Origin of the sequence: Candidatus Kapaibacterium sp., assembly GCA_023957315.1 — a bacterium.
Classification (GTDB): Bacteria; Bacteroidota; Ignavibacteria; order Kapaibacteriales; family UBA2268; genus PGYU01.
On sequence record JAMLHE010000004.1, the window covers coordinates 293,759 to 318,714 of the forward strand.

Genomic DNA, 24,956 nt, shown 5'->3' on the forward strand with positions numbered 1-24,956 from the left:
GAAGAATAGATTTGGAAGAACCAAAAATTTACGCCGCCGGAATTTTATTATTTTCGTTAGAACCGAAACTTCGGTTTTTGTTATTGCGGCATCGCACACGCTGGGATTTGCCTAAGGGACATATGGAACATAGCGAATCGCTGAAAGAGTGTGCATTTAGAGAATTTTACGAGGAGACCGGCATTTACCCTGATTTGATTAGACTTATAGATGGTTTTCAGTACCAAACTCAGTATTATACCAAAACGCGAAAATTTCAGTCGAAACCGATACTCAAGGAATTAAATATTTTTCTTGGGCTGATTGACCATACGCCGGATATCAAGTTGACCGAGCACAGCCATTTTGAATGGATAGATTGGGCTCCACCGCATAAAATTCAGTTAGAAACTATTGACCCCTTGCTCGCAGAAGTAGAAAAATTCTGGAAATCATACATTTAGCGTCGCTTGGGAAAATTGCAAGTCATACAGCATTTTATAAACACCTGAATGTGCAATAAGCTCCTTATGAGTTCCACTTTCAGCGATTTTGCCTTTGTCGAACACGTAAATCATATCGCAATCAATAATTGTAGCCAATCGGTGAGCTACGATTATTGCAGTTTTGTCGGCAAGCGATTTGTTGATTGCAGCTTGGACAATTTTTTCGGATTCGGCATCGAGAGCTGAAGTTGCTTCATCGAAAATTAGTATCTGAGGTCCGCGAATTAGCGCCCGTGCAATAGCAATGCGTTGCCTTTCGCCACCTGATAGCGTAACTCCTCGGTCGCCCACAACAGTATCGAAGCCATTTTTTGTATTCATAATGAAATCATAGGCGTTGGATTTTTTAGCTGCACTGATTATTTGCTCTTCAGTTGCTGATTTGAATCCATATTTGATATTGTTTCGGATAGTATCGTTGAAAAGCATGTTTTCCTGCCCTACAATGCCAAATAGGGAGCGATAAGATTTGGTATCGAGCATTTTGATGTCCTGCCCGTCAATTTCAATCTTGCCACTGTTTGGGTCATAGAATCTGATTACCAAATCCAGCATCGTTGATTTGCCGCTTCCGCTCGAACCGACAAAAGCTATTTTCCGAGACTTTGGAAGCACCAATGATACGCCATCAATCACAGGTGAATTATCGTATGAAAATACAAGGTCTTTTATTTCGATTTGAGCATTGAAATCGCTTATTTTCTCAGTTCCGGGCATCACTTTTGGCTCATAATCAAGCACGCTGAATACTCTTTCTGCGGCAACCAGACCATGTTGGAATCTCGAAATTGAGTTCACAATAGTGGCAACGGGCGACATAATTGAAAACAAAGCGAATAAAAAGAGCATCAATTTCTCGGGTTCCATTTGCCCGTTTAACACTTCGCCACCACCTACGAATAGCACAACACACAAAGCAAGAATAGCGAAAAATTCATTCGAAGTTGGTATCAATTCGATAATTTTGCGGTGTTTGACTGATGACTGTACATACTTTCCGGTTTCTGTAGTGAATTTTTCATTTGCGGTATCTTCGGCATTGTAGGCTTTGATAACGCGAATTCCGGTAATGGTTTCCGATAAAGTCGAAGTGTATTCGCCCATTGCTGCTTGCATTCTGCCAGCGTAACGACGGAGAAACTTCATTGCTCCTCTGACTAAGAAAAAGCTGATAATACTCGTACTGAAGGCAATTAGCGTAAGTATTGGCGAAATAGACAGCAGTAACAACATGAACAGCAAAACTTGGATAATTTCACGGAGAAAAACTGTAATGGAATTTAGGGTTGAAGAATTGATTACCTGAACATCGTTTGTGAGTATGGAGATTAGATTGCCTTGTCGATTGATGGAAAAAAAGTCAACCGATAAATCCGTCAACTTGGCAAAGACTTTATCGCGAATGGATTTGATTATACCTTCTTCCAACTTGGTTGAGACAATTCCTGCCACATACTTGAAAATATTTTTCAGAGCAAATACAACGATTATCAAAGCACTAATTTTATAGAGTACATCCCCGCTGTCATCTCGCAGCCCAATCAGGCTGTACATGAAATCAAAAAATGAGTCAGTGATATTATTCAATGGATTAGTGCTTTCAGCAGTCTCGGTTTTGACTTTCCCATCCGAAAAAATCACTTCGAGAATCGGCAGTATCAAAGTTACCGAGACAGTATTTAGAAACGAGAAGATTGTGTTCAGTACAATTTGCAGCACCATCAGCCACTTAAAGGGGATTACGTACTTTGCGATTCGGAGCAAATTACTGAATGAACCCGTTTTCTTCTGAGTATTTGTATTATCTTTCAAATTATTTTTCATTTTATAACAATGCAAAAATAAGAAAATAGAGTCCAACCGCTAAAATATATTGCTAATAACATCTTTATATTGTTTATTGGATAAATCGTAGTTTATTTGTAATTGACAATTTTTTGATTAAAATAAATCTGAAATAGAAATGCTCGAAAAACGAAGTATTGCATACAAAACATCATTCTTTATCCTATCAGCTTTGTCTGTGATTTTTTTCATCATATTCGGAGCAAACTACTTCCTATCGCGAGATTCAGCTATTTCGTCAGTTCGCGAAAAGGCAGAATTGATAACTAACAAAACATTGACCGAAATAGATATAAACCTTAAAAATGTAGAGAAGATTGCCCAAACCTCAGCCGTATTCATCTCATCGCAAAAGTTAGATTCAGCTGCAATATGTGATTTTTTGCGTTCAGTAGTCGAATCAAATGATGAAATTTATGGCTCGACAATTTCGCTCGAACCCTATTTGGTTGATACTTCGCTTAAATATTTTGCTCCATATTACTACAGAAACGCCGAGAATGTGCTTTATGGCGACCTTTCCGATACATCGTACAACTATTTGATTTGGGATTGGTACAAAATTCCGAAAGATAAAGGTGTCCCTTTATGGAGCGAACCCTACTTTGATGAGGGCGGTGGAGACATTTTCATGTCAACATATTCATTGCCGATATTTAAAAAGATTGGCGAATACGAACGCTTTTCGGGTGTTGTTACATGCGATATCGCTTTGGAAGCACTGAAAGATTATGTTTCGACAATCAATGTTTACAAATCAGGTTACGCTTTTTTAATTTCAAAAACAGGCAAAATCATTGCACACCCTTTCGCAAATTACGAGCGTGACACATCTATATCTCATATGGCAGAGAGGACAAACAATCCGGGTTTGAATATGGTCGGTAAAAAAATGACAGGCGGCACAGCGGAATTTTTGGAATATTACAGCCCCTTTGCCCAAACAGACGGCTTTCTTTACTATGCTCCATTGCCAACAAGTGGATGGGCTCTTGGTTTGTTTTTTCCTCGGGATGAAATTATGGAAGAAGTAAACTCTCGGAGCATTTTGATTTTGCTAATCGGATTAGCCGGATTTATTATCCTATTCATTATCATTATTCTAATCTCAAAAAATATTTCAAAGCCTATATCAAAAGCTGTTGAGCTTGGGGAATTTCTTGCAGCCGGAGATTTCCAAGAAGCTCAATCATTGATTGAAAATATGAGAAGCGAGTACGAAAAGAAAGGGATAATGACAAATAATGATTCATTTCTGAACTCCAAAAACGAAGTCGTACGCTTAGTTCGGACAGCATTGATTATGACATCCAATCTCAGTTCGCTGATTGGAAAGGTGCAACAATCATCGCTCGAAGTCCGAAGTGCAGTCAATGAAATCAATGCTTCGGCAAGAGATTTGGAAACAAGTGCTACCGAGCAAGCTGCTTCATCGCATGAAGTAACGGCGTCAAGCACTGAGATTGCATCTATATCGAATAAACTTGTCAAAACGATGGATGCAATTAGCAGCAGAATACAAGCTTCAGTTCAAAACACTCAAGACGGTAAAGTAAAACTCGACGAAATGGAGAGACATGTTTCGGGATTTGTGAACTCGACAAAGCTATTTTATGATAAATTTTCGATAGTGGAAGACAAAGCAAAGAAAATCTCGGGAATCGTCACAACTATAAACAAAATTTCCGACCAAACGGGATTGCTTGCACTCAATGCAGCTATCGAAGCAGAACGAGCCGGTGAATACGGCAAAGGCTTTTCGATTGTTGCGAGAGAAATAAGCAGATTGTCTGACCTGACCAAAATTGCAGCTAAAGATATTGCTTATATGGTCAAGGAAATGCAAAATTCTGTCAAAACCGGAATAGGCGAAATTACAAAATTTACCGACAATGTGAATTTGACAATTACAGAAGTGATTGACATAAGCCGCCATCTTAGTTCTATAATTGACGAAGTGCAAGAGATGGAACCTGAGTTCAGGGTGGTTAATTCGGGGATGAAGAACCAAAATTCGGCAGCAAACCAAATTAATCAAGCTATGAAACAGTTGAATATCACAATTGACCAAACTAAAAATTCATTGACTGAATTTCAAAAGGCTACAAATCAGTTAGTTCAATCAATGCACGAACTTTCTGAAGAGATTTCCTTATTCAAATTGAAAAGTTAGCTTATTTATTGATTGCTTAATAATGCGGGAATTACTAAGTAAAATCGGGGAATTTCTACCTGAAAAAAGACGCCTTCGTCTGTGATGAAAGTATATTCGCCTTCCATAGTGCCCCACTCTGTATCCATCGGGCAATTGCTTGTGTAAGTAAATGTTTGCCCGGGGAATAATTTCGGGGTAAACCCAACAACTCCATCGCCTCTGACTTCATCGCGATTGCCGTCAGCATTAATTATTATCCAATGACGAGATAATAATTGCACTTGCTTTTTCCCCAAATTAGTCAAAGTAACAGTATATGCAAAGAAATTCCGCGAATCACCTTGCACCCTATCAGGTGATATGTATTCGGTTACCACTTCCACTAAAATCTCATTTGTAATTTTTTGATTTTTTGTATTCATATTCTAATTTTTTAATTTAATAAACCAAGAATCTTTCGTAATATTGTAAAGTATTATTAATAAAATAGAAAAGATTATTTTTAAAAATATACACTATTAGAGTCAAGGTTAAATTTATGAAACGAATAATACTTCTCATCACAGGACTGGTACTGCTTTCTACCTACAATTCATTTTCACAAAAGAGCTTCACCACTTATTACGAAATGCGCGATTTTATGCAAGCATCATCGGGAGCTTTCAAATTTGGTTTATATGGATTCGATAATCCGGCAATATTGAACTACAATCGAAGTAGCTTAGACATGTTGGGGATAATTTCAAGCCAAGAAAATATAATTGGGTTCAAACGCTGGGGCTTGTTCACCGGACTTGGTGGAACAGGATTTGGTGTAATGTCGCGTTTTTACGACGGAAAACCGGCTTATGATTACCGCATCTCGCAAAGCTTTGGCAGCAAAACCTTTGGGATGGGCTTGTCATACGGTTGGACAAATAATCATGGCAGTAAATACGGTTTCGGTGACATGATGCAAGTTGGGATGTTAATTCGTCCAAACGGAAATTTATCCTTGGCGTTCAATCATGGCTTCTCGTTGATGAATTCCCATGCTGAAACAGTTGCAGAAATCGCAACGCCCATTTACCGACTACCCGATGACATTTTTATGGATGTCATTATTCGACGATAAAAATTTGTCGAATTGAACTACAGCGGTGGCTTGTCATGGGAATTTGCACTGGGAATCAGAGCCAATGGGCGATATTTCAGCGATGAAGTTTATTCATTGGGTGTAGATGTCAGTTTTGGCAGATATGGCATGGGTTATAATCAGGTTTCAAATTCGTCGGACGGGTTCGCACAATCTGCGATTGGATTAAGAATGTTTGGAAATGATAGGACATTTACAGATGATGTTTTGTCGGAAGATATGTTTGTAGCATTGGATTTGTCAGGTACGATTAAATATCAACGAAATCGTTGGTTTGATGATTCGATGACATTAATTGATTTGATATACCTTATTGATGAATCAATAAAAGATAAGTATATCAAAGGCATGGTGGTCAATTTGACTAATTTTTCAGCAAATAAATCCATGATTTGGGAAATTAGAAACAAATTACTCGAATTTAAAAATTCGGGCAAAACAATTGTAGCATATATTGACAGAGCCTCGATTGATTTGTATCACTTGGCATCAGTAGCGGATAAAATCATCATTGATGAAATGGGATACGTCAGTATTAAGGGATATGCTTCTGGCAGGAGCTATTATAAGCGTATGTTTGATAATTTGGGAGTAGGATTTGAAGAATTGAGATTTTTCAAATACAAATCGGCTTTCGAAGACTACACACGGACTGAAATGTCCGAAGGTGAACGTGAACAACGCCAAGCTTTAGTAGATTCGTGGTACGAAACTACACGTTTAGAAATCTGTAATTCCCGAAGAATTAGCCAGAGCGATTTTGACAGGATTGTTGACTCGAAAATCGGATATTTCCCGAGTGATGCAATTGCAGAAAAATTGGCAGACGAAATGGGGCGTTGGATGGATATGCAAAAGAAAACATCAAGAGATTATCGAATTGCCGGAGTAGTTCCAATCGGATACAGACAATATCTCGAAGAACCTATAGACGACCAATGGGGTGCACCCAAGAAAAAAATCGCGATTTATTATCTGACCGGTGTTTGCGATATGGACGAAGGAATCAAAGCACGAGAAGCAGCCGAAACAATCAAATGGATATTAGAGAAATCCTCATATTCGGCATTGATTTTAAGAGTGGATTCTCCGGGCGGTGATGCTTTGGCTTCAGATTATATTTCAAAATTACTCAGTGAAAGAAAAGACAAAGTTAAAATTGTCAATGTAAAAAATGTAAGATTTGACCACTCTATATGGGCATCATTTTTTGCATTTGAAAAAGATGTAAAGCCTGTAATAGTTACACAAGGGATGGTAGCAGCTTCCGGTGGTTATTGGCTTTCGATGAATGCAGATGAAATTGTGGCTTCGCCATTTACTGTTACCGGTTCGATTGGCGTAATTGGAGCATGGGTTTACGACAAAGGCTTGCAAGATACACTCGGCATAGGTTACGATATGATAAAAAGAGGTAAATATTCCGATATGGGACAATCATATACCTTGCCGATTATCCCAATTGGATTGCCGATACGGAATTTAACTACTGATGAATTAGACCAACGTACAATAGAAATCATGGCATTGTATGACAAGTTTATCACTCTTGTGGCTGAAGGAAGGGAGATGCCAAAAGATAATGTCGAAGTAGTCGCTCAAGGGAGAATTTGGACAGGAGCTGATGCTAAGAAAAATGGTTTGGTGGACAAAATCGGCGGTTTGGACGATGCAATTCAATTAGCTAAGGAAAAAGCCGGAATAAAAAAAGGCGAAAGATACACAATTGATGAATTCCCGACTCCTAAAATGTTCGACCTAATCCCCTTTATTTCAAACATGGTTGGAATCAACGTTGAAAAAACAAAGCAAGAAATCTCTACATTAGATTTCTTGCTTCAAAACAACGGCAAACCAATGCCAATGCTTTCTATAGATTATTGGGATATAGTCAAATAATTATCTACCCTGTTGAGCTTCGTCGTAAATTTGCGAATTTGAAGGGTCCAAATACATCAAATCACGGAAAACGCCCGGGTGTTTTTTGTAGCCTTTGAACATATCAGCTAATTCCGGCGCCTTCGCATCGAAAAAAGCTTGAATCAACACAGAAGGACTTGAGAGTTTTTTGTCTTTGAAATCTGCCATCTCTTGGATTACAAACGCTAAATTCGAAAGTCCTTGTTCTCGGTCTTCTGCCATAACGTCTAATCCGTCATAGTAATAGCTGAAGACTAATTTACGCAATGGCTCGAATTTCATATCGGTCAATTCCGAAATCAGCGTATAGCGAGTAAATTCGCCCGGAGTTGCAGTAGTTTGCCAACCATCGGCACCAAAAGCTGCACCCATCGTAACAATCATACGTGCTGCTTCATACACACGGCTTCCGCTGAGTGTTTCGTATGTATCAAGGTCAAATCCGATGATTAAAAGCATGTAAAAATCGAGCAAAGAAGTAAATTCATTATATCGCGAAGGATTGTAGGAAAGCATAGCTCCACGATTATATTCAAAAACCCAAGTTCGGTCAATCAATTTCAAAGCGACCGACATACCGCCTTCTTGCCCGTAAATATAGCGTTTAGATGCGATGAACAACTGTGCTGCATATTTGTTTTGCATACCGCCGGTTACTGCAATATTCACTTCAATCGGGATTTTCGGTCCCTCCCATTCAATGCTCGTAAATCTTTGGTTGTTAAGATATGTTTCGACATCGCCTTGCAATGACATTATATTTGTCCGATATTCTTCAGGAATGACCTCCATATTTACCGAAACAGTAGCATCAATTTCTTGAGCTTTGATGGCAAAGGTGGCTAGCACAAAAACAACAAGTATTTTCAAATAATTCATGATATTTCCAATTTTGTTCTTGATTATTTTACTAAAAATAAGTAATTTCACACAAAGTACTAAAACTAAAACGAAATAATTGACTAATAGTTTAGATTTGTCGGAAAATCATTCATGAATCCGTGCCAAATTTTCAAAATTGTCCTTGTTATGTTTTTGCTGACTCCGGAAATCTTACTTTCACAGATTTTCGGTAAATATATTTTGGACCCAATTCCATCGGCAACTGCTAAAGCATCATTATTCAAATATTCAAAGAATCCTGCGAATGAATTATCCGACAAATTCTTCAACTCGGATTTAAGAATTTCACCGTATAGATTCGGCATCAAAGAGCTTACACCTGCAGAAATCAATTTTCAGTTCGGACTGTCGGAGAATCATTTTATCAATTCAAGTTTTTTCTACATCGGCAATAATTTATACAACGAATATTCCGCCGAATTAGGCTACAGCACTAAATTATCCGATAAAATTCTCGTTGGCGTTGCAGCAGATTACAGCACAATCAATATTGACAGATTCTCGTCGCAATCAGTATTTTCAGTACATATCGGGAGCAAATTATCAATCACCGACGATTTGGATGCCGGATTTTACTTGCGGAATTTGCTCAAATCATCTTATGGGAGCGACTCGCTTTATATTTGGCAAACGGCTGTGATTGGAGTTTCGTACCAAATTATGGAGGACGCCCAAATAGACGCAGACGCGATAATTGATATTACTCACAAATCCGCAATAGCTTTAGCTTTTAAATATTCGGTCTTTGAATTTGCAGATTTGAGAATTGCATGGAGGAACTCTCCCTCATTCGTTGAAGCCGGAATTTTGATAAAAGATATTTACTCGATAGATTTTGTGTTATTGACCCAATACAACAGCATTTTGGGCATATCGCCAATGATAGGAATGTCACTGACTTATTGACGGCAGCATGAAAATCATATTCAAATATTGCGTGATTTGTCTGATGCTGTGCTTAATATCCACATTCTACATAAAAGCACAAGAATACGATGAGGGGAAATATTTCGAGGAAATCGCAATCGAAACCAATGAAAATCCTGATTTAACCATGCTCGAATATCTTCGCGAAAACAAAATGAATCTCCGAAATGTGACTAATGCTGATTTGTCCCGAATTCCCGGTATTGATTTGATGATGGCTGATAACATAATTACAATTGTTGTTAAAAATCCTGAAATATCAATCGAGGAAATTTGCAAAATGCTCGAAATTCCTCATGAAATCGAATTGATTCTGAAAGAGACGACATATATTCGCGGGAAATCAAAAGGCAGAAATGTTCAGTTTAGAAGTAGATTCAGAGAGAGATTACAGGAAACGAGAGGAATTGCTGAAGAGATTTATGCGGGACCATCGTATGATTTATATAATAGACTTTTATTGAGCCAAGAAACTGAAATTGCCGACTTCTACGGAGGTGTTTTAGTCAAAAAAGAGCCCGGAGAAATTTATTCTGAAAGTTTCACAAGTTTCCATTTAGGCATGCATGCCCGAAATGCACGATTAATAATCGGCGATTTCAGCTTTAATAGCGGGATGGGTTTGCTAACTTGGGCACCATTCAGCCAAAATAAATCATGGGACGCTATTGATGCAGCATTACAACGTGGCAATGGCTTCAATCCGTGGCGCTCATCACTTCAATATGGCAATTTCAGAGGTTGGGGCGGCACTTCAAATATTTTCCTTGGCAAAAATACAAATTTGAATGTCAGAGCCTTTTATTCATACAAAAATCTTGCAGGTAGTTTGGACGAAGAAAGTGGCGAAATTACATCAATTTATATCAGCGGATTATATCGCACCGATAATGAAATTGCGAAGCAAAATGCTGTGGTAGAAGAAATTGGCGGAATGAATCTCGAAATCGTCCGAACGAATTTCACTTTGGGATTTAACAGTATGTATGTGGAATTTTCCAAACCGATTGATTCACAGTCAATTTCAACATTTAACGGTAAGGAAGGTTTGTTGGGTTCAGTCTATTCATTTTATAGGTATTATGATTTCATGTTGGGTGGGGAATTTGGTTTCGATGCCAAACAAAATCTCGGAGCAAAATTAGCAGCGATTTACAAGTTGAAAGATATTGAATTCGCTATGCATTATAGAAATTATGATAAAAATTTCCGAAGTCCTTACGGCAATAATTTCGGAGAATTTTATAGCCCTGCAAACGAAAGTGGTTTATATTTCGGGTCGCGTATCAGAGCCTCAAATTCAGTCGTTTTGAACACATATATTGACTTATTCCGAAGTCATGGCAGAACATATACTATCCCGGGCACTATCAAAGGTACGGACAAGATGTTGGAAGTGCAGTATTCGGGGCTGGAACGAATTCTGGTAACTTTCAAAGGGCGACACAAGGAAATCACATCCGCAGTGACTGATTCAGAGGATTTGAGGCACTTAGGGCAAAAAAATAAATATCAGTTGAGGGCTGATTGGGCATACAAGCCAAACCCGCGATTGATGTTCAGGTGCAGAGTTGAATATGTTTATCTCGAGTATGAAAGCAAAATCCCGAATGAAAGCGGCGTGGGAGCATTTTTTGAAATCAAAACTGAAGCAACGGATTATTTAACTTTTGGCGGTAGAATTTCATTATTTGATACAGATTCGTATAATTCATCAATTTGGCAATACGAGTCGGTTATGCCCGGCTATTCGAATTCTCCGGCTCTGTTTGGGCAGGGCAACAGGAGCTTCATTTATGTAAATCTTAAGCCAATCAAGCAAGTGACCTTGCGTTTGAGATATGCGGACACATCAAAAAATTACGTAAAAACGGTCAGTTCGGCTTATGATGAAATAAGTGGCAATGCTGAAAGCCGAGTATTCGTAACTTTGGAATTTACTTTGTAAGCGATTTCGCTTGTCTGAATTTTTCGGAATGATGCAAAAATTCTTTCGCAATGCTCGCAGATAAAGTGTCTGAACTATCCATTCTCTCAGGATGCCACTGAACAGCAATCATAAAATTTGATTTTTGGTCCGAGTATTCGAATGCTTCAACAAGTCCGTCCGCAGTTCGAGCCGTGGCTTTTAATCCGGAAGCGAGAGCATCAACCGCTTGATGATGATTGCTATTTACATTCGCTTTCCTGACGCCGGAAATTTTTGAAAGATAGCTATCTTCTATAAAAATTTCATGCATCGCATCTCCCTCTTCAACTTGGTGAATCACTTCTGAATCTGTATCTTCGGGTATATCTACAATCAAGCTTCCACCAAAGGCTACATTAATTATTTGGGCTCCTCGGCATACAGCGAGCATTGGGATGCCTTTGCTTCGAGCAATACGAATAATTTCAAATTCGAGAGTGTCGCGAACTAAGTCAATTTCACAGCGTGAAGTATCGAAATCTTTGCCATAATGGAATGGGTGAACATCGGGACCACCGGTCAGGACAACGCCATCAGCCATTTCAAGAACTTTCAGGGCTTCGTCTCTATCGATAAAAAATAAATCGATACACTCGATATTTGGATTGTAGCTTTTGAGCCATTTTTCATATTTCTCGTAATTTTCCGAGCCTGCACCCTTGGAAAGTGCTATGATTAGTGGCTTTTCTTTCGGTGCACATGCCACACAAATGACTATGAGCAAAGCGAAAAACAAAAATTTTCTCATTTTTTGACCTTGATGACTGAGTTTAATAATTTGAAAAAAGGATTCTTGCCGTCCCAAATTGTGAGCGCAATTGGAAATACATAGCAAGTGATGTTTGCAGAATCTAATAAATCTTTGAATTCGCTTAACTTAGTTGCATCTTTTTCAGTCGTAGCCAAAAATTTTGTACCTGATTTTGTAGCGAGTGAAATTAATTTTTGAATATCTGACTCACTATATTTATGATGGTCAGAAAATTCTTTAGTGCTCGTAAATTTGTAGTTCATGCCTTCTAACATATTGAAGAATCGGTCTGGTTTGGCGATACCGGCAAATGGAAGAAGCAATTCCTGGATTTCCTTGATTTTTGAAAATTTAAGAGGAACTTTATTCCCAAGTTCGTAGGGATTAGCATTTATTGGCTTAACTTTAATAATTATTTTTTCGGGATTGATAAATTTCATTATTTCCTCGTCCAAATCCGTAATTCCGGCGAGACAAATAACATCGGCGCGTTCAATCGAATCCAATGGCTCACGCAATTTCCCTTTGGGGATTAATTCGGGATTTTCGACCGTTTCCCTATCGAGCAACAAAATATCAATATCGCGATGCAAATTACGATGTTGGAAACCATCATCAACAATAATCAAATCAACGTCAAATTTTTCTTCCATACTTTTCGCAGCAAGATATTTTTTCTCATGGGCGATTACCGGAACTTTGAGCGTTTGTGCCAACAAAAGCATTTCGTCGCCACCTTCATCAGCCGTTGCGAGAATGCTTTCGCCGTCGCCGACGATGACTTCGCCTTTCAAATCCTTTTTATAGCCTCTGCCAATGATTCCCACTTTGAGATTTTTGCTTAGGAAAAATTTAGTCAACATCTGAACAAAGGGAGTCTTCCCGGTGCCGCCGACGGTCAAATTACCGACGCTGATAACCGGGACTTTGCATTGATAAATCGGCTCGTTTTCATCGTGCTTTTTGTTAATCGAGCCGACAACCATTCCATATATTTTTGAAGCTAAAGTTTTAATCATATCATTTTTCAAACAATCTAAAACAAAATTTACAAAATATCACTTCAGTAAATATAACAATTTTGAGTTTAAATCCTGAATAAAAGATGAAATTTCTTCACGGCTTGATGATTGTGGAAACAAATGTGGACCATCGAAAGTGAGTTCAATTTTGCTGAATGGCATGGGCAGTTCAAATTTGTCCCAACTTTTTTTGAATGTAATTTTCTTGGCAATTTTGATTCCGCATAGATAAATCGGCACTTGCGATTTGACGGAAGTCACGACAGCACCCGCTTTCATCTCTTGCGAAGGACCTCTGGGACCGTCGGGTGTGATGAGCAGAAAGCCTTTGGGAGCGATTTCAATCATTTGCTCAAGGGCTTCCTTTCCCTGCCGCGAGGACGAACCACGAAGTATATTGTAATCCCATTTTTGGAGCAAATTTGTCAGTATTTCCCCGTCTTTGCTGGTGCTGACGAGTGCATTTGCATCGCGGCGCTCGTAGAATTTCCAACCGGGCAGCATTAATCCATGCCAAAAAAGGATTATTGCCGGCTTTGTGGGCATGTTGTAATTAACATGAAATCGCCAAGTATTGCTCAGCAAATTGACGAGTTTTATGAAAATTCTATGTTTGATTTTCAATTCTGTCATTTGAATTCGCTTATGATTTTTGCTGCACGATTCGATGCGCCCGGACCGCCGAGATAGGTTCTGATTTCTCTAAATTCATCAATCATTGCGTTGCGTGCAGCATCATCAGTCATCAATTGCCGGAGGTGCTTGGCGACGGTTTTGGGTTCGATATCATTTTGGACAAATTCTCGGATTGTATTGCGTTTGGTCAAAATATTTACTATTGAAATATGCTCCAAATTTACAAGATTTTTGGCAATAACATACGAAAGAATTGAAGTTTTGTAGTACATCGCAAAAGGCAGTTCAGCCAAGCAAGCCTCTAAATTTGAAGTCCCGGTTTTGATGAAACCCGCTTTTGCGGTTCTGAGTAAATTTGCAGAATCACTTTCGAAATTAATGTTTTTAAATTGAGAAGCAAATGAATCATAAACAGTATTCGGGACATTTTTAGCTTTTGCGACTGAAATCGGAAATTCATTTTGAATACCTGTTTCTTGTAAAATTTTCGTGAAAAGATTCAAATGTTTGACCACTTCTTGCTCCCGACTTCCCGGAAAAAAAGCCAATTTATTTTCCCTTTCGAGCTGAGAAATATTCTCAAAATCGGGATTATCAAGCAATGGATGACCTACGAAATCGGTATTAATGCCAAATCGCGCAAAAAATTCGGTCTCGAAGGGAAAAACTGTAAGGAGTTTGTCAACGTTGCCAACGAGTTGTTTTGCTCTGTCTTTACCCCAAGCCCAAAGTTGCGGAGCGATGTAATAAATTACGGGAATATTTATTGATTTGGCGTATTTTGCCATTCGGATATTGAAACCCGGGTAATCAATTGGAATGAAGGCATCGGGTTTGTCGTTGAGTAAAATTGCTTGGCAGCGATTGAGCAAATTTTTGAAGAATGAATATTTTTTCAGGACTTCCCAGAATCCGACAACTGACACGCTGCTCTGAGGTATGATGGAATCGAATCCTTCGGCGAGCATCGCCGAACCACCGATGCCATAAAAGCGGCTTTGGGGTTCGATTTTACGAATTTCGCGAATTAGCAAGGCACCGTGTGAATCCCCTGAAGGGTCACCGGCAATTATGAAGTAGCGTTTCAAAAAAGGAATCCCTTATAATTCGTAAACTAACCCGAAACTAAGGACATTAAATTTGCTCAAACTATAATCCAAAATTGTCCTGATATTACCAAATTTTGCCGTCATCCCTATCGTCCACTTAATATTTGTGTCAGTAAAGGTCAAATCGGTACTTTGTGGATTTTGGTCACCCGGATAACCAGGAGTAGGCTCGCTTTTACCTTGCTCGAGCAGCCCGAGTTGCCACTGAATTTCGACAGGCAAAAAGTATTTATACGTCGAATTGATTGTGATTTGCTCGAAACCCACTCCGGTATAAGCTTCAAAACCTCCGCCCAAATTATAGCTACCGTGCAAATTAGCATTGTAAATTGTTGCGTTAGCTTCCAAATCAGCTTTGGTAATTCCGACTGTATTTTTAAGAGAAGTTCCCTGATAAACCACTTGCACAGCTATGTCATAGGGATTGACAGGTTCGTCAAAATTAGCCAAAGTGCTGTGATTATCATGCAAATATTGCGAAATACTATGTTTCAAGCCAAGTCCCCAAAAAGCAAATTTACCGACTGTTTCGCCAAGGTCAACAGGAGGAATAAGCCGAATCAACAATTCCGTGCCATAAAGCGAACCAATTTCAATCTGAGGGACAGCCGCAAAAATAGCAGACAAATCATTGCCGCCGTAGAGCGTAAATTCAGTCGGAAACTGATAAATTGCAGAATTTATCGTATCCTTCAGGAATTGCGGCATTTGTGGGAAATTATACAAGGGATGTGCCTTGAAAAGCGAATCCAAACTCTCATGTGGCAAAATAAATTTAGTATCGCCGGTACCCATAGCAGTCGAAGCGGAGTTTGGTGTTTGGATTAATCCCTTGTTTTTGCCGTGGACACCGTCATGCATCATATTCAGGAAAATATAATGAATCAATTTGGCTGTATCAAGTCGCGTAATTTCGCCGGTTAAAATATTGAAACCAATGAACTCGCCCAAATCATTAAAATCATACTCTTTTGACGGCATAACAGGTGTGAACGAACGCAAATCATCCGTTACAAATCCGAGCATGGATTGGACACCAATTCGGTAATATGGCTTATCAACTTTCTTGGGAATATAGGCTGAACTGAAAAATCTGGAATTAGAAGTGGCATTTATCATTTTTACCACTGGTTCCATGAATAATACGCCGTTACTTTCAAAAAGGTCTTGCGAAAAAAGTCGAGCCAATTCAATTGTATAATCTTGTGATGTTTGTTGTGCTTTTGTCTGCGAAGGAATCATGATTGCAATACAAACTATTGCAATGCAAAAGGAGGCGAATGTTTTCAAGTTATTTCCCCGAAAAAAGTTGTTTTCTGACAATTATGTATAAAGGAATTGCGAAAACTGCCAACAATCCAACAAAGATAATGGTTACGAAAGAAAACACAAGAATATCAAATGCAACACTCAAAACAGAGAAAATCAATTTTGCAAATATATATGCAACGAAAATTGCAATTGCCCAGGATATAATTTTTTTCATTTTCAAACTCCTTTTAATATTGTATCAAAACTTCTCTAAACAAACGAAAAACACTAAAAATGAGTGTTATTTCAATTCAAAACGGACATTGTTGCTGCCAACCAAATCGCAAAGTTTCATAATAGATTCGACATCATATTTGGCATGAAAACCAAAAACTGCGTAAGTTTTCCGCAAACTTTTGTCCTTGTTCTCGATATTGAATGTAATTTTAATATCGGTGCCGAAATCACGTGTCAATAGATTTTTAATTTCATTAACTATGCTTAAATCATATTTATCAACTAAGATTCGGATATTCAAACCCTTGGTATATCGGCTCATTGCATCATGCAAATTATAAATCTCTTCTACATTTACTTTATACTTATCTTCAATTTCAGTCAATTTCCCCCGAAAAACCAGCACACTATTTTCATTGAGTAAATGCCCAAAACTTTCATAAGTTCTGCTCCATATTTGCATTTCAGCTTTATATTGCAAATTTTCAACTTCGGCAAAGGCAAATGTGTTATTTTTCGAATCATTTCTGCGACGAATGCCACTCACCGAACCACAAAAACTCAGACTCGAACCGATAGGATTACTCACGTCACCATTTTCTAATTTTGTCGAAAAAGCTGTTATAAATGGTTCATATGAATTGAGTGGATGACCGGTGACATAATAATTCATTACCTCGTATTCGTGTTTGAGCCTTTCGCGTTCCGACCATTCTTCAACATCGGGAAGCGTTGGTTCGACGACGTCAATTTCTACCACATCGGCACCGAACAAGCTTTCCTCGCCATCCGAGCCATCATTGACTCGTTTGGAAAATTCGAGAGCCAATTCGATAGAATCATACAGGGCGCGCCGTTTGTTATTTTCGACAGAATCAAATGCACCGCTGCAAACAAGCGATTCAAGTCCGCGTTTGTTTATAAATTTCGAATCAATTCGCCTTACAAAATCGAAAAATGATGCAAATGGCTTTTCTTGTCTCTTTTCGACGATATGTTGTACTGCGGAGACTCCGATATTTTTCAGTGCAGATAAGGCAAAATATATTTTGTTTTCCGAGACTACGAACACCGAATCAGATTTATTGATGTCGGGCGGCACCACCGAAATCCCGAATTTTTCGGCTTCGTCAACAAGTTTGATAATTTGAGATAGTTCATTGAGTTTCGAAGTCATGTTTGCAGCGAAAAACTCGGCTCTGTAATGAGCTTTGAGCCATGCAGTTTGGAAAGCGAGATATGAATAAGCTACGGCATGTGACTTGTTGAATCCATAATCAGCAAATTTATTTATCAAATCCCAAATTTCCATAGTTGTAGATTTAGAAATGCCCTTTTCCGCAGCCCCTTTTACAAAGTCCGGTTTCATAGATTCCATTTCTTTGACTTTTTTCTTGCCCATAGCTCTACGCAAAATATCGGCTTGACCCAGTGAAAATCCGCCTATGACTTGCACCAACTGCATGACCTGCTCTTGATAAACGATGATACCATATGTTGTTTTGAGCACTTTTTCCATTATCGGGTGAAGCAGAGTAATGGGCTTGCGACCGTGTTTTCGGTCAATAAACAAAGGAATGCTTTCCATCGGACCCGGACGATACAAAGCGTTCATCGCCGTAAGTTCTTCCAGATTATGAGGCTTGAGACGTTTGAGATATTCTTGCATACCGTCGGATTCAAATTGGAAAATTGCAGTAGTATCGCCTTCAGAAATCATGTCGTATGTCGATTTATCTTCAAAATCAATTTTTTCTAAATCTATCCTTATGCCATGATTTTTTTCAATCATATCAAGTGTATGGTCAATAATTGAAAGTGTTTTGAGCCCGAGGAAGTCCATTTTCAAGAGCCCGACGTCTTCCAATTCGCCCATACTATACTGAGTAGCCATATCTACAACGGCTTCGTCGCTTTCCTTTGGCTTATAGACCGGTACATAATCGGTAATCTCCCCTTTCGTAATAACGATTCCGGCGGCATGAATCCCTGTATGACGATTTTTGTTTTCGAGCAATAATGAATATTCAATCAAATCTTGGATTTTTTGGTCTTGGGAATCTTTCACCCAATGTAATTCTTTGAGTTCAAGGGCTTTTTCGAGAGGTGTTACTTTACCCAAATTCACAGGTATCAACTTAGTAATTTTCCGAATAGTGCTTAGGTCAACACCTAAAACGCGCCCCACATCAGTAATAACGGCTTTAGTAGTTAATTTTCCGAATGTAACGATTTGAGCAACGGCTTTTTCGCCGTATTTATTCTTTACGTAGTCAATCACCAGCCCGCGCTTTTCATCGTTGAAATCAATATCAATATCAGGCATTGTGAAGCGTTCAGGATTCAGGAATCTTTCAAAAAGCAAATCATATGGCAATGGGTCAACAAGAGTAATGTCTAAAGCATATGCTACAACACTACCTACAACCGAACCACGTCCGGGACCAACTCGGACGCCAAGTCTATTCGCTGCCACTATGAAATCCCACACGATCAAAAAATAGCCCGAAAAACCCATATCTATAATTACTTTCAGCTCGTATTCTACTCTTTGGCGGATTTCATTAGTAACAGAATTGTATTTTTTGGTTAAACCTTCATAAACAAGCTCGCGTAAATAATCATCTAAATTTGTTGCCTCTGTTTCCTTGGGTAGTGGAAAATCAGGAAAGACGCGCGTTTTATCAATTTCAAAATTGCATTTGTCGGCTATTTCGACTGTATTTGCGATTGCATCGGGGTAGTCCTTGAATAATTGTTTCATTTGTTCGGACGACTTGAAGTAAAATTCCGGCTTTCCATAGCGGAGTTCAAGTATATTCATGAACTTGCCGTTCGCCGGATTTGCATCTTTGATACTCAGCAAAACGTTATGAGCAATAGCATGTTCGGGCTTGAGGTAATGAATATCGTTGCTGACAGTCATTTTGATATCCAATTCACGAGCCATACGAGGAACTTTTTCCAGAATCAACGGGTCGTTTTCAAGCCCGTGATTTTGGATTTCGAGATAAAAATCATCTCCGAACATATCTTTGTAATACTTTGCTTCCGAATAGGCTTTTTCGTAATTACCATCTAAAATCCAAGCGTTTACCATACTTCCCATACATGCTGAAGTGCAAATCAGTCCTTCGTGATACTTTTCTAACAATTCCTTGTCAATTCGTGGGCGATAGTAAAAACCTTCGGTATATGCCAGCGATGAGAGCTTAATCAAATTTTTGTAGCCTTGTTGGTTTTTGGCGAGCAAGAGTATATGAAAATAGTTGCGGATTTTTTCGTTTTTATTTGTTGCGATTCTTTCAAAGCGAGAACCGACTGAGATATAGCCTTCCATTCCGATAATCGGTTTGATAGATTTTTTTTTGGCATAGTTGAAAAATTCGACTGCGCCAAACATATTGCCGTGGTCAGTCAATGCGATTGCTTCTTGTCCGTCTGCAATAGCAGCGTCAATTAGCTGAGATGGAGTTGTAGCAGCATCTAATAATGAATAATGAGTGTGATTGTGTAAATGAACGTAAGATGACATTTTGACTCGAAACTTAATTTTGATTAGTAATTTTTTCAAGTACAAGATATTGATTTCAGTTGAAAAGTTTTCAACAAATTCTTCTAAACGGTCAAAGTTAAGTCGAAAAATCGTATTTTGGATTTTGTAAAAGTCTTATATTAGAGCAAATTAAAATATGGAAAAAATTATTGACGGGAAGAAAATTTCCCAAGACATCAGAGAAGAAATCTTTTCAAAGGCAACTGCATTTAAAGAAAGCACAGGAATAATTCCCGGACTTGCGTTGATGATAGTAGGCAATGACCCTGCATCGGAAGTTTACGTGGGAATGAAAGCAAAAACTTGCGAAAAACTTGGCTTTTATTCGCTAATAGAGCGATTGCCCGAAACTACAAGCCAAGAGCAAGTTTTAGCAATGATTGATGAGTGGAACAACCGCCCCGACATTCACGGAATACTTGTCCAAATGCCGCTTCCGAAGCACGTTAGCGATATGGAAGTCATCAAGAGAATCAACCCTGACAAAGACGTTGACGGATTCCATCCTGTAAATGTCGGTAAATTAGTAGCCGGAATTCCTTGCTTGCAAGCCTGCACCCCTGCCGGAATCATGGAATTATTGAAACGGAGCAATGTATCGCTCAAAGGCAAACATGCTGTAGTGTTGGGCAGAAGCAATATTGTGGGCAAGCCGATTGCAAATTTGTTATACCAAAAAAACAAAGATGCAAATGCGATTGTCACTATTTGTCATACAGCAGCGCAGGATATAGCCTATTATACTCGCCAAGCAGATGTATTGATTGCCGCCGCAGGAGCACCTGAAATTATCAAAAGAGATATGATTAAAGAGGGTGTTGTTATTATTGATGTCGGCACGAACAGAGTAGAAGCTCCCGGCACCGAAAAAGGCTACCGTTTGACAGGCGATGTTGATTTCAATGATGTATATGATAAAGTGTCGCTAATAACACCTGTTCCGGGCGGCGTTGGACCGATGACTATTACAATGCTGATGTACAATACGCTCGAAGCCGCAATAATGCAATCGCGATGAATCTTGAAAGCACAATATTATTCGAAGACGATGAAATTGTCGTAATTGACAAACCGGCTGGATTGCTCTCGATTCCTGACCGATTCAACAAATTATTGCCCAATGCTTTGGATTTTTTGGGTAGCATTTATGGTGAAGTTTATACAGTTCACAGATTAGACCGCGATACCGGCGGTGTTATGGTCTTTGCGAGAACCGCGATAAGTCATAAATCACTTAATGACCAATTCGAGAACCGTGAAGTTACAAAGCTTTACCATGCGGTTATTTCCGGCAAGCTGATGAAAGACGATTTAGCTATAGATATTCCATTATTGACAGACCCTGCCGGAAAAGGCGGGGTCATTCCTTCTGCGAGAGGCAAAGAATCGCTAACTGAAATACGAGTTTTAGAGCGGTATCGGATAGCAACATTGCTTGAATGCAACCTCGTTACAGGGCGACAACACCAATTAAGAGCACACGTAGCGGCAATCGGGCACCCATTGTTGGTTGACCCGCATTACGGCAAAGCGGACGCTTTCTACCTCTCGATGCTTAAACGGCGGTATAATATCCCAAAAGACGTGGTCGAAAAGCCGATTATAAAGCGAATCACTATGCAATCAAAATCAATCGAATTCACTCACCCAATTAAAAACGAAAGAGTTCGCTTCGATACCGAATATCCTCTCGATTTCGAGGTTTTGCTCAAATCATTGCGTAAATATGGCGCATAAATGAAAACAATCGGCTTAAAATTATACCGATTGTTTCCAAATGCATTATTATGAATTCTCTTAATCTCGTTTGATAAACATCGAACGGTATTTATTATTATTAACTATTACAAAATAGACTCCATTTGGAATTTCGGATAAGTCAATGCGTATTTCGTCACTAAAGTCCGCCGCTTGTTGAATTACAATGTTACCTAACACATCAACTATTTTGTAGAGTTTTATTCCCGTTGCCAACACTTGCACAAAGTCTGTTGCCGGATTGGGGAATACTGCTATACCGTGATTGTGCAAAATGTCGTAAACGTTCGTAGTATTACCTGTTGTAAAGCTTATTGGGTCGCTCCAAACGCTTCGGTTGAAGAAACTATATGTACGAATCCTCATGTAATAGCTCTGGTTTGGCTCCAGCACGTAATCATGGCTAAATTGGCGGACACTGTCAAGCTCGAGTACGATGTTCGTTTCATTGAATTCGCTGTTTTTTGAAATTTGAATTCTAAAGTAATTATTAGTATCATTGTGATTCCACGCAAGTTTGCCGTCATATGGAATGCCGACGGAATTGTCAACGGGATAAACTATCTCCGGAATTTCGAGGTAAGTATAAAAACTCCGAACGCTCGACCAAGCACTTTGCGTTTTGGAATTGACAGCCGAAACGCGCCAGTAGTAGAAGTTTTTGTATTCAAAATCTGAAAAAACGAAGGAAGTATCATTTAGCATATCAGATTTGATTATAATTTCATCAAATCCCCTGTTATCAGAAATTGAGATTATGTAATGGTCGGCTTCAGGTATTTTATTCCAAACAAACTTGACGCCATCGGGTGGATTTATGCCTCCAAACTCTGCAGGTGATAAGGGATTCGGTCGAGATAATGAATCTTCGGTGACAGTTCTGAATGTCCAAACATTAGACCAATCGCTTATTTCGCCATCGCGTTTGAATCTCACTCTCCAGAAGTATTGAGTGTTGTGCTTGAGGTCTGAATAATCATAACGCGAATTAATTACATTTGTAGAATCAACCAATAAATTGGCAAAGTCCTCATTTTCTGAGAGTTGAATTGCGTACGATTCGATTGCGGGAATCCAGTACCATTGTAAGCGCCCCGATATAGGCAACTGTAGCATATCGTTAGTTGGTCTAAAAAGTGTTGGTTTGAATACTTTTGAATTACATGTAAATCGGTAAGTATTTGACCAATTGCTACTATCAGATTCACTAAGAGATTTCACCCTCCAAAAATATACTTGCTCATATTCTAATCCTGAGTACCAATAACTTGTATCTTGTGACACATATAGGTCAATTGTGCTACTATTAAAATCCTTATCTCGCGAAACTTGTAAGCGGTACTTTTGAGCCGAATCAACATTGCTCCAAATCAATATACCTTCAATATTTGAATAGAAATAATTCCAAGGATAAAGAAGTTTTGGAGCATTTAAAGTATATGTACTTGAAACAGTGAATTTCCATGAATCAGACCATGTGCTTTGTCTTACATTATTGACAGTTTTCACTCTCCAATAATACGTTTGGTTCAATTGGAGCGAATTAATTGGGAGCGAATTTTGACTGAAGAGTAGTGTATCAATTATTAAAATGGAGAAATCAGCATATTTCGATACTTGAATTGCGTATTGAATATTGAGTTCAGTCAGTTCCCATATTAAATTCGATGTTAGTTGGACTTCATCCTCATTGTCGAATGGAGAGATTAGATTTGGAGTCTTTAATTGTGTACCAAACTCGAAAGATTGAGTCCAATCACTAAATATTTCACCTTTCTTTGCCCTAATTCTCCAAAAATAATCCGAACCATATTCTAAATCTTCAACATCGAATGCGTTAGAACTTATATCACTGTTTGAATAAATCAGATTTTTGAAGTCCTGTGTATCGGAAATTTCAATTGTATAAGAATCAACCGTAACCGGTGATGACCATTTAAATTCAACAGGAATCGTGACATTTAAGCGATTGTTGGTAGGTGAAACTAAACTTGGTGTTTCAAATGTAGTTGTGAAATTCCTGACAAGCGACCATTCACCCTCGACATCATTATTGTTGGTTTTAATACGCCAAAAATATTTAGTGTTGAAATCCAAATCCTTCAAAGCGAATTTTGGCTTAGAATGTGTTAATAAGTCAATTTCAAGATGTTTGAAATCAACTGATTTAGAAACTTGAACGTGGTAAGTATCCAACTCTGATTGAGCATTCCATGCCAATGAATCTGACAATGTAATACCAACGGCACCATCATTAGGATATAATAGCACAGTATTCATGTTGACGGTTTTAAAAGTATATACTGTTGACCAATCGGATGTGTCTTTTGAATTTAATGCCCTTACCCGCCAATAATAATTCCTATTCGAGTTTAATTTTTCATAATTGGATGAGTTATTCTCAAGAATAATTTTATTGCTAATAGGTTGAGCAAAACTATTCAAAGTATCAATCTGTATCTGATAGTTTTGGGCTCCCTGAACGGGTTGCCAAATCAATTTACCGCTAATGCCGGCATCACTGCTATTTATTGGAGAAGTTAAAATTGGTTTATCCAAAGCATTGGATACTAAAACAAACTCCCCGAAACCCTGGAAATCGCCAATTATCTCTCCGGTTGAAGCATTATAAGTAGTCTTAAGTGCATAAAACTCGCCTACTGTTTCTTTATCCCTTTTATAAATAGTTGTTTTAGCCGGATTTACAATTTCCGGGACAGCCACTTTCGAAATCTTGAATTTGCCGGAAATATTGGCGACATTACTTCTTGAAAAGACCCATCTATAGGGATAAATCTGTGAGAAAGTAGAATCCTTGAAATGACCTGTGTGCGGCGGATAATCATGCTTTTGGATATATGTTTCATTACTGCTTGAAATGTTTGAAACTATTATCGATACACCTGTATAATTCCCCTCAGAATTGAAACTATATTCTCCCGGGACATTAATAAGCCGCGAAGTTGCATTTGCTATCGAAGTAACTTTGTAAGCTCTATATACATAGCCATCATAGTATGTGATTTCAAATGCTATAGATTTATCAGGTTTGACTTCGGTAATTTTACTTCCTCCCCAATTAATTAAAGTATTCCCATTTGGTAAACGTTCAACGCCACCCATGAAATGTTGGTAAATATCAGGACTATAACGATATTCCCACACTTTAGTCGCAGTCATTCTAATATCGTCTATCGCATACTCAACTACTCTCGAATATTGCGGGGATTTAAGATTACCATTATCATATAAAAGCAGATTCCCATTTGGCAAAATTGTGGCAGTATGTTGATGAGA

19 protein-coding genes are annotated in these 24,956 nt (G+C 38.6%); 8 read left to right on the plus strand and 11 right to left on the minus strand.

The genetic code is table 11. The features are described 5' to 3' along the window. The first annotated feature begins 11 nt into the window (after nt 1-11). Nucleotides 12-443, plus strand: a complete 432-nt coding sequence (locus tag M9949_06455) for an NUDIX domain-containing protein (GenBank protein MCO5251047.1) — start codon at nt 12-14, stop codon at nt 441-443. On the opposite strand, the gene M9949_06460 is transcribed toward M9949_06455, so the two are convergent. Beyond that, entirely contained in the window at nt 432-2,309 is a 1,878-nt protein-coding gene (locus M9949_06460; GenBank protein ID MCO5251048.1) for an ABC transporter ATP-binding protein/permease, read from the minus strand. The genes M9949_06455 and M9949_06460 overlap by 12 nt on opposite strands. Before the next feature lie 139 nt (nt 2,310-2,448). On the opposite strand from M9949_06460, the gene M9949_06465 reads away from it, so the two are divergent. Beyond that, complete coding sequence (locus tag M9949_06465; GenBank protein MCO5251049.1) at nt 2,449-4,503, plus strand: methyl-accepting chemotaxis protein; 2,055 nt, start codon at nt 2,449-2,451, stop codon at nt 4,501-4,503. A gap of 5 nt (nt 4,504-4,508) precedes the next feature. Here the strand turns inward: M9949_06465 and apaG are convergent, their stop codons facing one another. Next, nucleotides 4,509-4,907, minus strand: a complete 399-nt coding sequence (gene apaG / locus M9949_06470; protein MCO5251050.1) for a Co2+/Mg2+ efflux protein ApaG — start codon at nt 4,905-4,907, stop codon at nt 4,509-4,511. Between the two features lie 116 nt (nt 4,908-5,023). Here apaG and M9949_06475 point away from each other — a divergent pair, with 116 nt between their 5' ends. Both M9949_06475 and M9949_06480 read left to right on the plus strand, forming a co-directional pair. Beyond that, a complete protein-coding gene (locus tag M9949_06475) occupies nt 5,024-5,599 on the plus strand; it encodes a hypothetical protein (protein MCO5251051.1) in 576 nt (191 codons plus the stop codon). A gap of 12 nt (nt 5,600-5,611) precedes the next feature. Then, nucleotides 5,612-7,519: a S49 family peptidase gene (locus M9949_06480; GenBank protein MCO5251052.1), complete on the plus strand. Its 1,908-nt coding sequence runs from the start codon at nt 5,612-5,614 to the stop codon at nt 7,517-7,519. Here the strand turns inward: M9949_06480 and M9949_06485 are convergent, their stop codons facing one another. After that, nucleotides 7,520-8,419 (minus strand): DUF4835 family protein, encoded by a 900-nt coding sequence (locus M9949_06485; protein MCO5251053.1) that lies wholly within the window; start codon nt 8,417-8,419, stop codon nt 7,520-7,522. A 114-nt stretch (nt 8,420-8,533) separates the two neighbouring features. On the opposite strand from M9949_06485, the gene M9949_06490 reads away from it, so the two are divergent. Both M9949_06490 and M9949_06495 read left to right on the plus strand, forming a co-directional pair. After that, nucleotides 8,534-9,349: a hypothetical protein gene (locus M9949_06490; protein ID MCO5251054.1), complete on the plus strand. Its 816-nt coding sequence runs from the start codon at nt 8,534-8,536 to the stop codon at nt 9,347-9,349. Between the two features lie 43 nt (nt 9,350-9,392). Further along, a complete protein-coding gene (locus M9949_06495) occupies nt 9,393-11,318 on the plus strand; it encodes a hypothetical protein (protein MCO5251055.1) in 1,926 nt (641 codons plus the stop codon). Here M9949_06495 and M9949_06500 read toward each other — a convergent pair. From M9949_06500 to dnaE, 7 genes are all read right to left on the minus strand, one after another. Continuing rightward, the gene (locus M9949_06500; GenBank protein ID MCO5251056.1) at nt 11,308-12,087 is read right to left on the minus strand and encodes a gamma-glutamyl-gamma-aminobutyrate hydrolase family protein; all 780 of its coding nucleotides are present in this window, start codon (nt 12,085-12,087) and stop codon (nt 11,308-11,310) included. The genes M9949_06495 and M9949_06500 overlap by 11 nt on opposite strands. Beyond that, nucleotides 12,084-13,109 (minus strand): tetraacyldisaccharide 4'-kinase, encoded by a 1,026-nt coding sequence (lpxK, locus tag M9949_06505; GenBank protein ID MCO5251057.1) that lies wholly within the window; start codon nt 13,107-13,109, stop codon nt 12,084-12,086. The genes M9949_06500 and lpxK overlap by 4 nt, the downstream gene beginning before the upstream one ends. Nucleotides 13,110-13,148: 39 nt before the next feature. After that, complete coding sequence (locus M9949_06510; GenBank protein MCO5251058.1) at nt 13,149-13,745, minus strand: DUF374 domain-containing protein; 597 nt, start codon at nt 13,743-13,745, stop codon at nt 13,149-13,151. Further along, nucleotides 13,742-14,836: a lipid-A-disaccharide synthase gene (gene lpxB, locus M9949_06515; GenBank protein MCO5251059.1), complete on the minus strand. Its 1,095-nt coding sequence runs from the start codon at nt 14,834-14,836 to the stop codon at nt 13,742-13,744. The genes M9949_06510 and lpxB overlap by 4 nt, the downstream gene beginning before the upstream one ends. Before the next feature lie 12 nt (nt 14,837-14,848). Continuing rightward, complete coding sequence (locus M9949_06520; protein ID MCO5251060.1) at nt 14,849-16,147, minus strand: hypothetical protein; 1,299 nt, start codon at nt 16,145-16,147, stop codon at nt 14,849-14,851. Between the two features lies 1 nt (nt 16,148). Beyond that, on the minus strand, nt 16,149-16,343 hold the full coding sequence (locus M9949_06525) for a hypothetical protein (GenBank protein ID MCO5251061.1): 195 nt from the start codon (nt 16,341-16,343) through the stop codon (nt 16,149-16,151). Between the two features lie 66 nt (nt 16,344-16,409). Further along, on the minus strand, nt 16,410-19,880 hold the full coding sequence (dnaE, locus tag M9949_06530; protein MCO5251062.1) for a DNA polymerase III subunit alpha: 3,471 nt from the start codon (nt 19,878-19,880) through the stop codon (nt 16,410-16,412). Between the two features lie 157 nt (nt 19,881-20,037). On the opposite strand from dnaE, the gene folD reads away from it, so the two are divergent. Both folD and M9949_06540 read left to right on the plus strand, forming a co-directional pair. Further along, nucleotides 20,038-20,919: a bifunctional methylenetetrahydrofolate dehydrogenase/methenyltetrahydrofolate cyclohydrolase FolD gene (gene folD, locus M9949_06535; protein ID MCO5251063.1), complete on the plus strand. Its 882-nt coding sequence runs from the start codon at nt 20,038-20,040 to the stop codon at nt 20,917-20,919. Next, nucleotides 20,916-21,638, plus strand: a complete 723-nt coding sequence (locus M9949_06540) for an RluA family pseudouridine synthase (protein ID MCO5251064.1) — start codon at nt 20,916-20,918, stop codon at nt 21,636-21,638. Before folD ends, M9949_06540 begins: the two co-directional genes overlap by 4 nt. Nucleotides 21,639-21,698: 60 nt before the next feature. On the opposite strand, the gene M9949_06545 is transcribed toward M9949_06540, so the two are convergent. Then, the coding region (locus M9949_06545; GenBank protein ID MCO5251065.1) for an aryl-sulfate sulfotransferase at nt 21,699-24,956 on the minus strand (3,258 nt) is incomplete at its 5' end.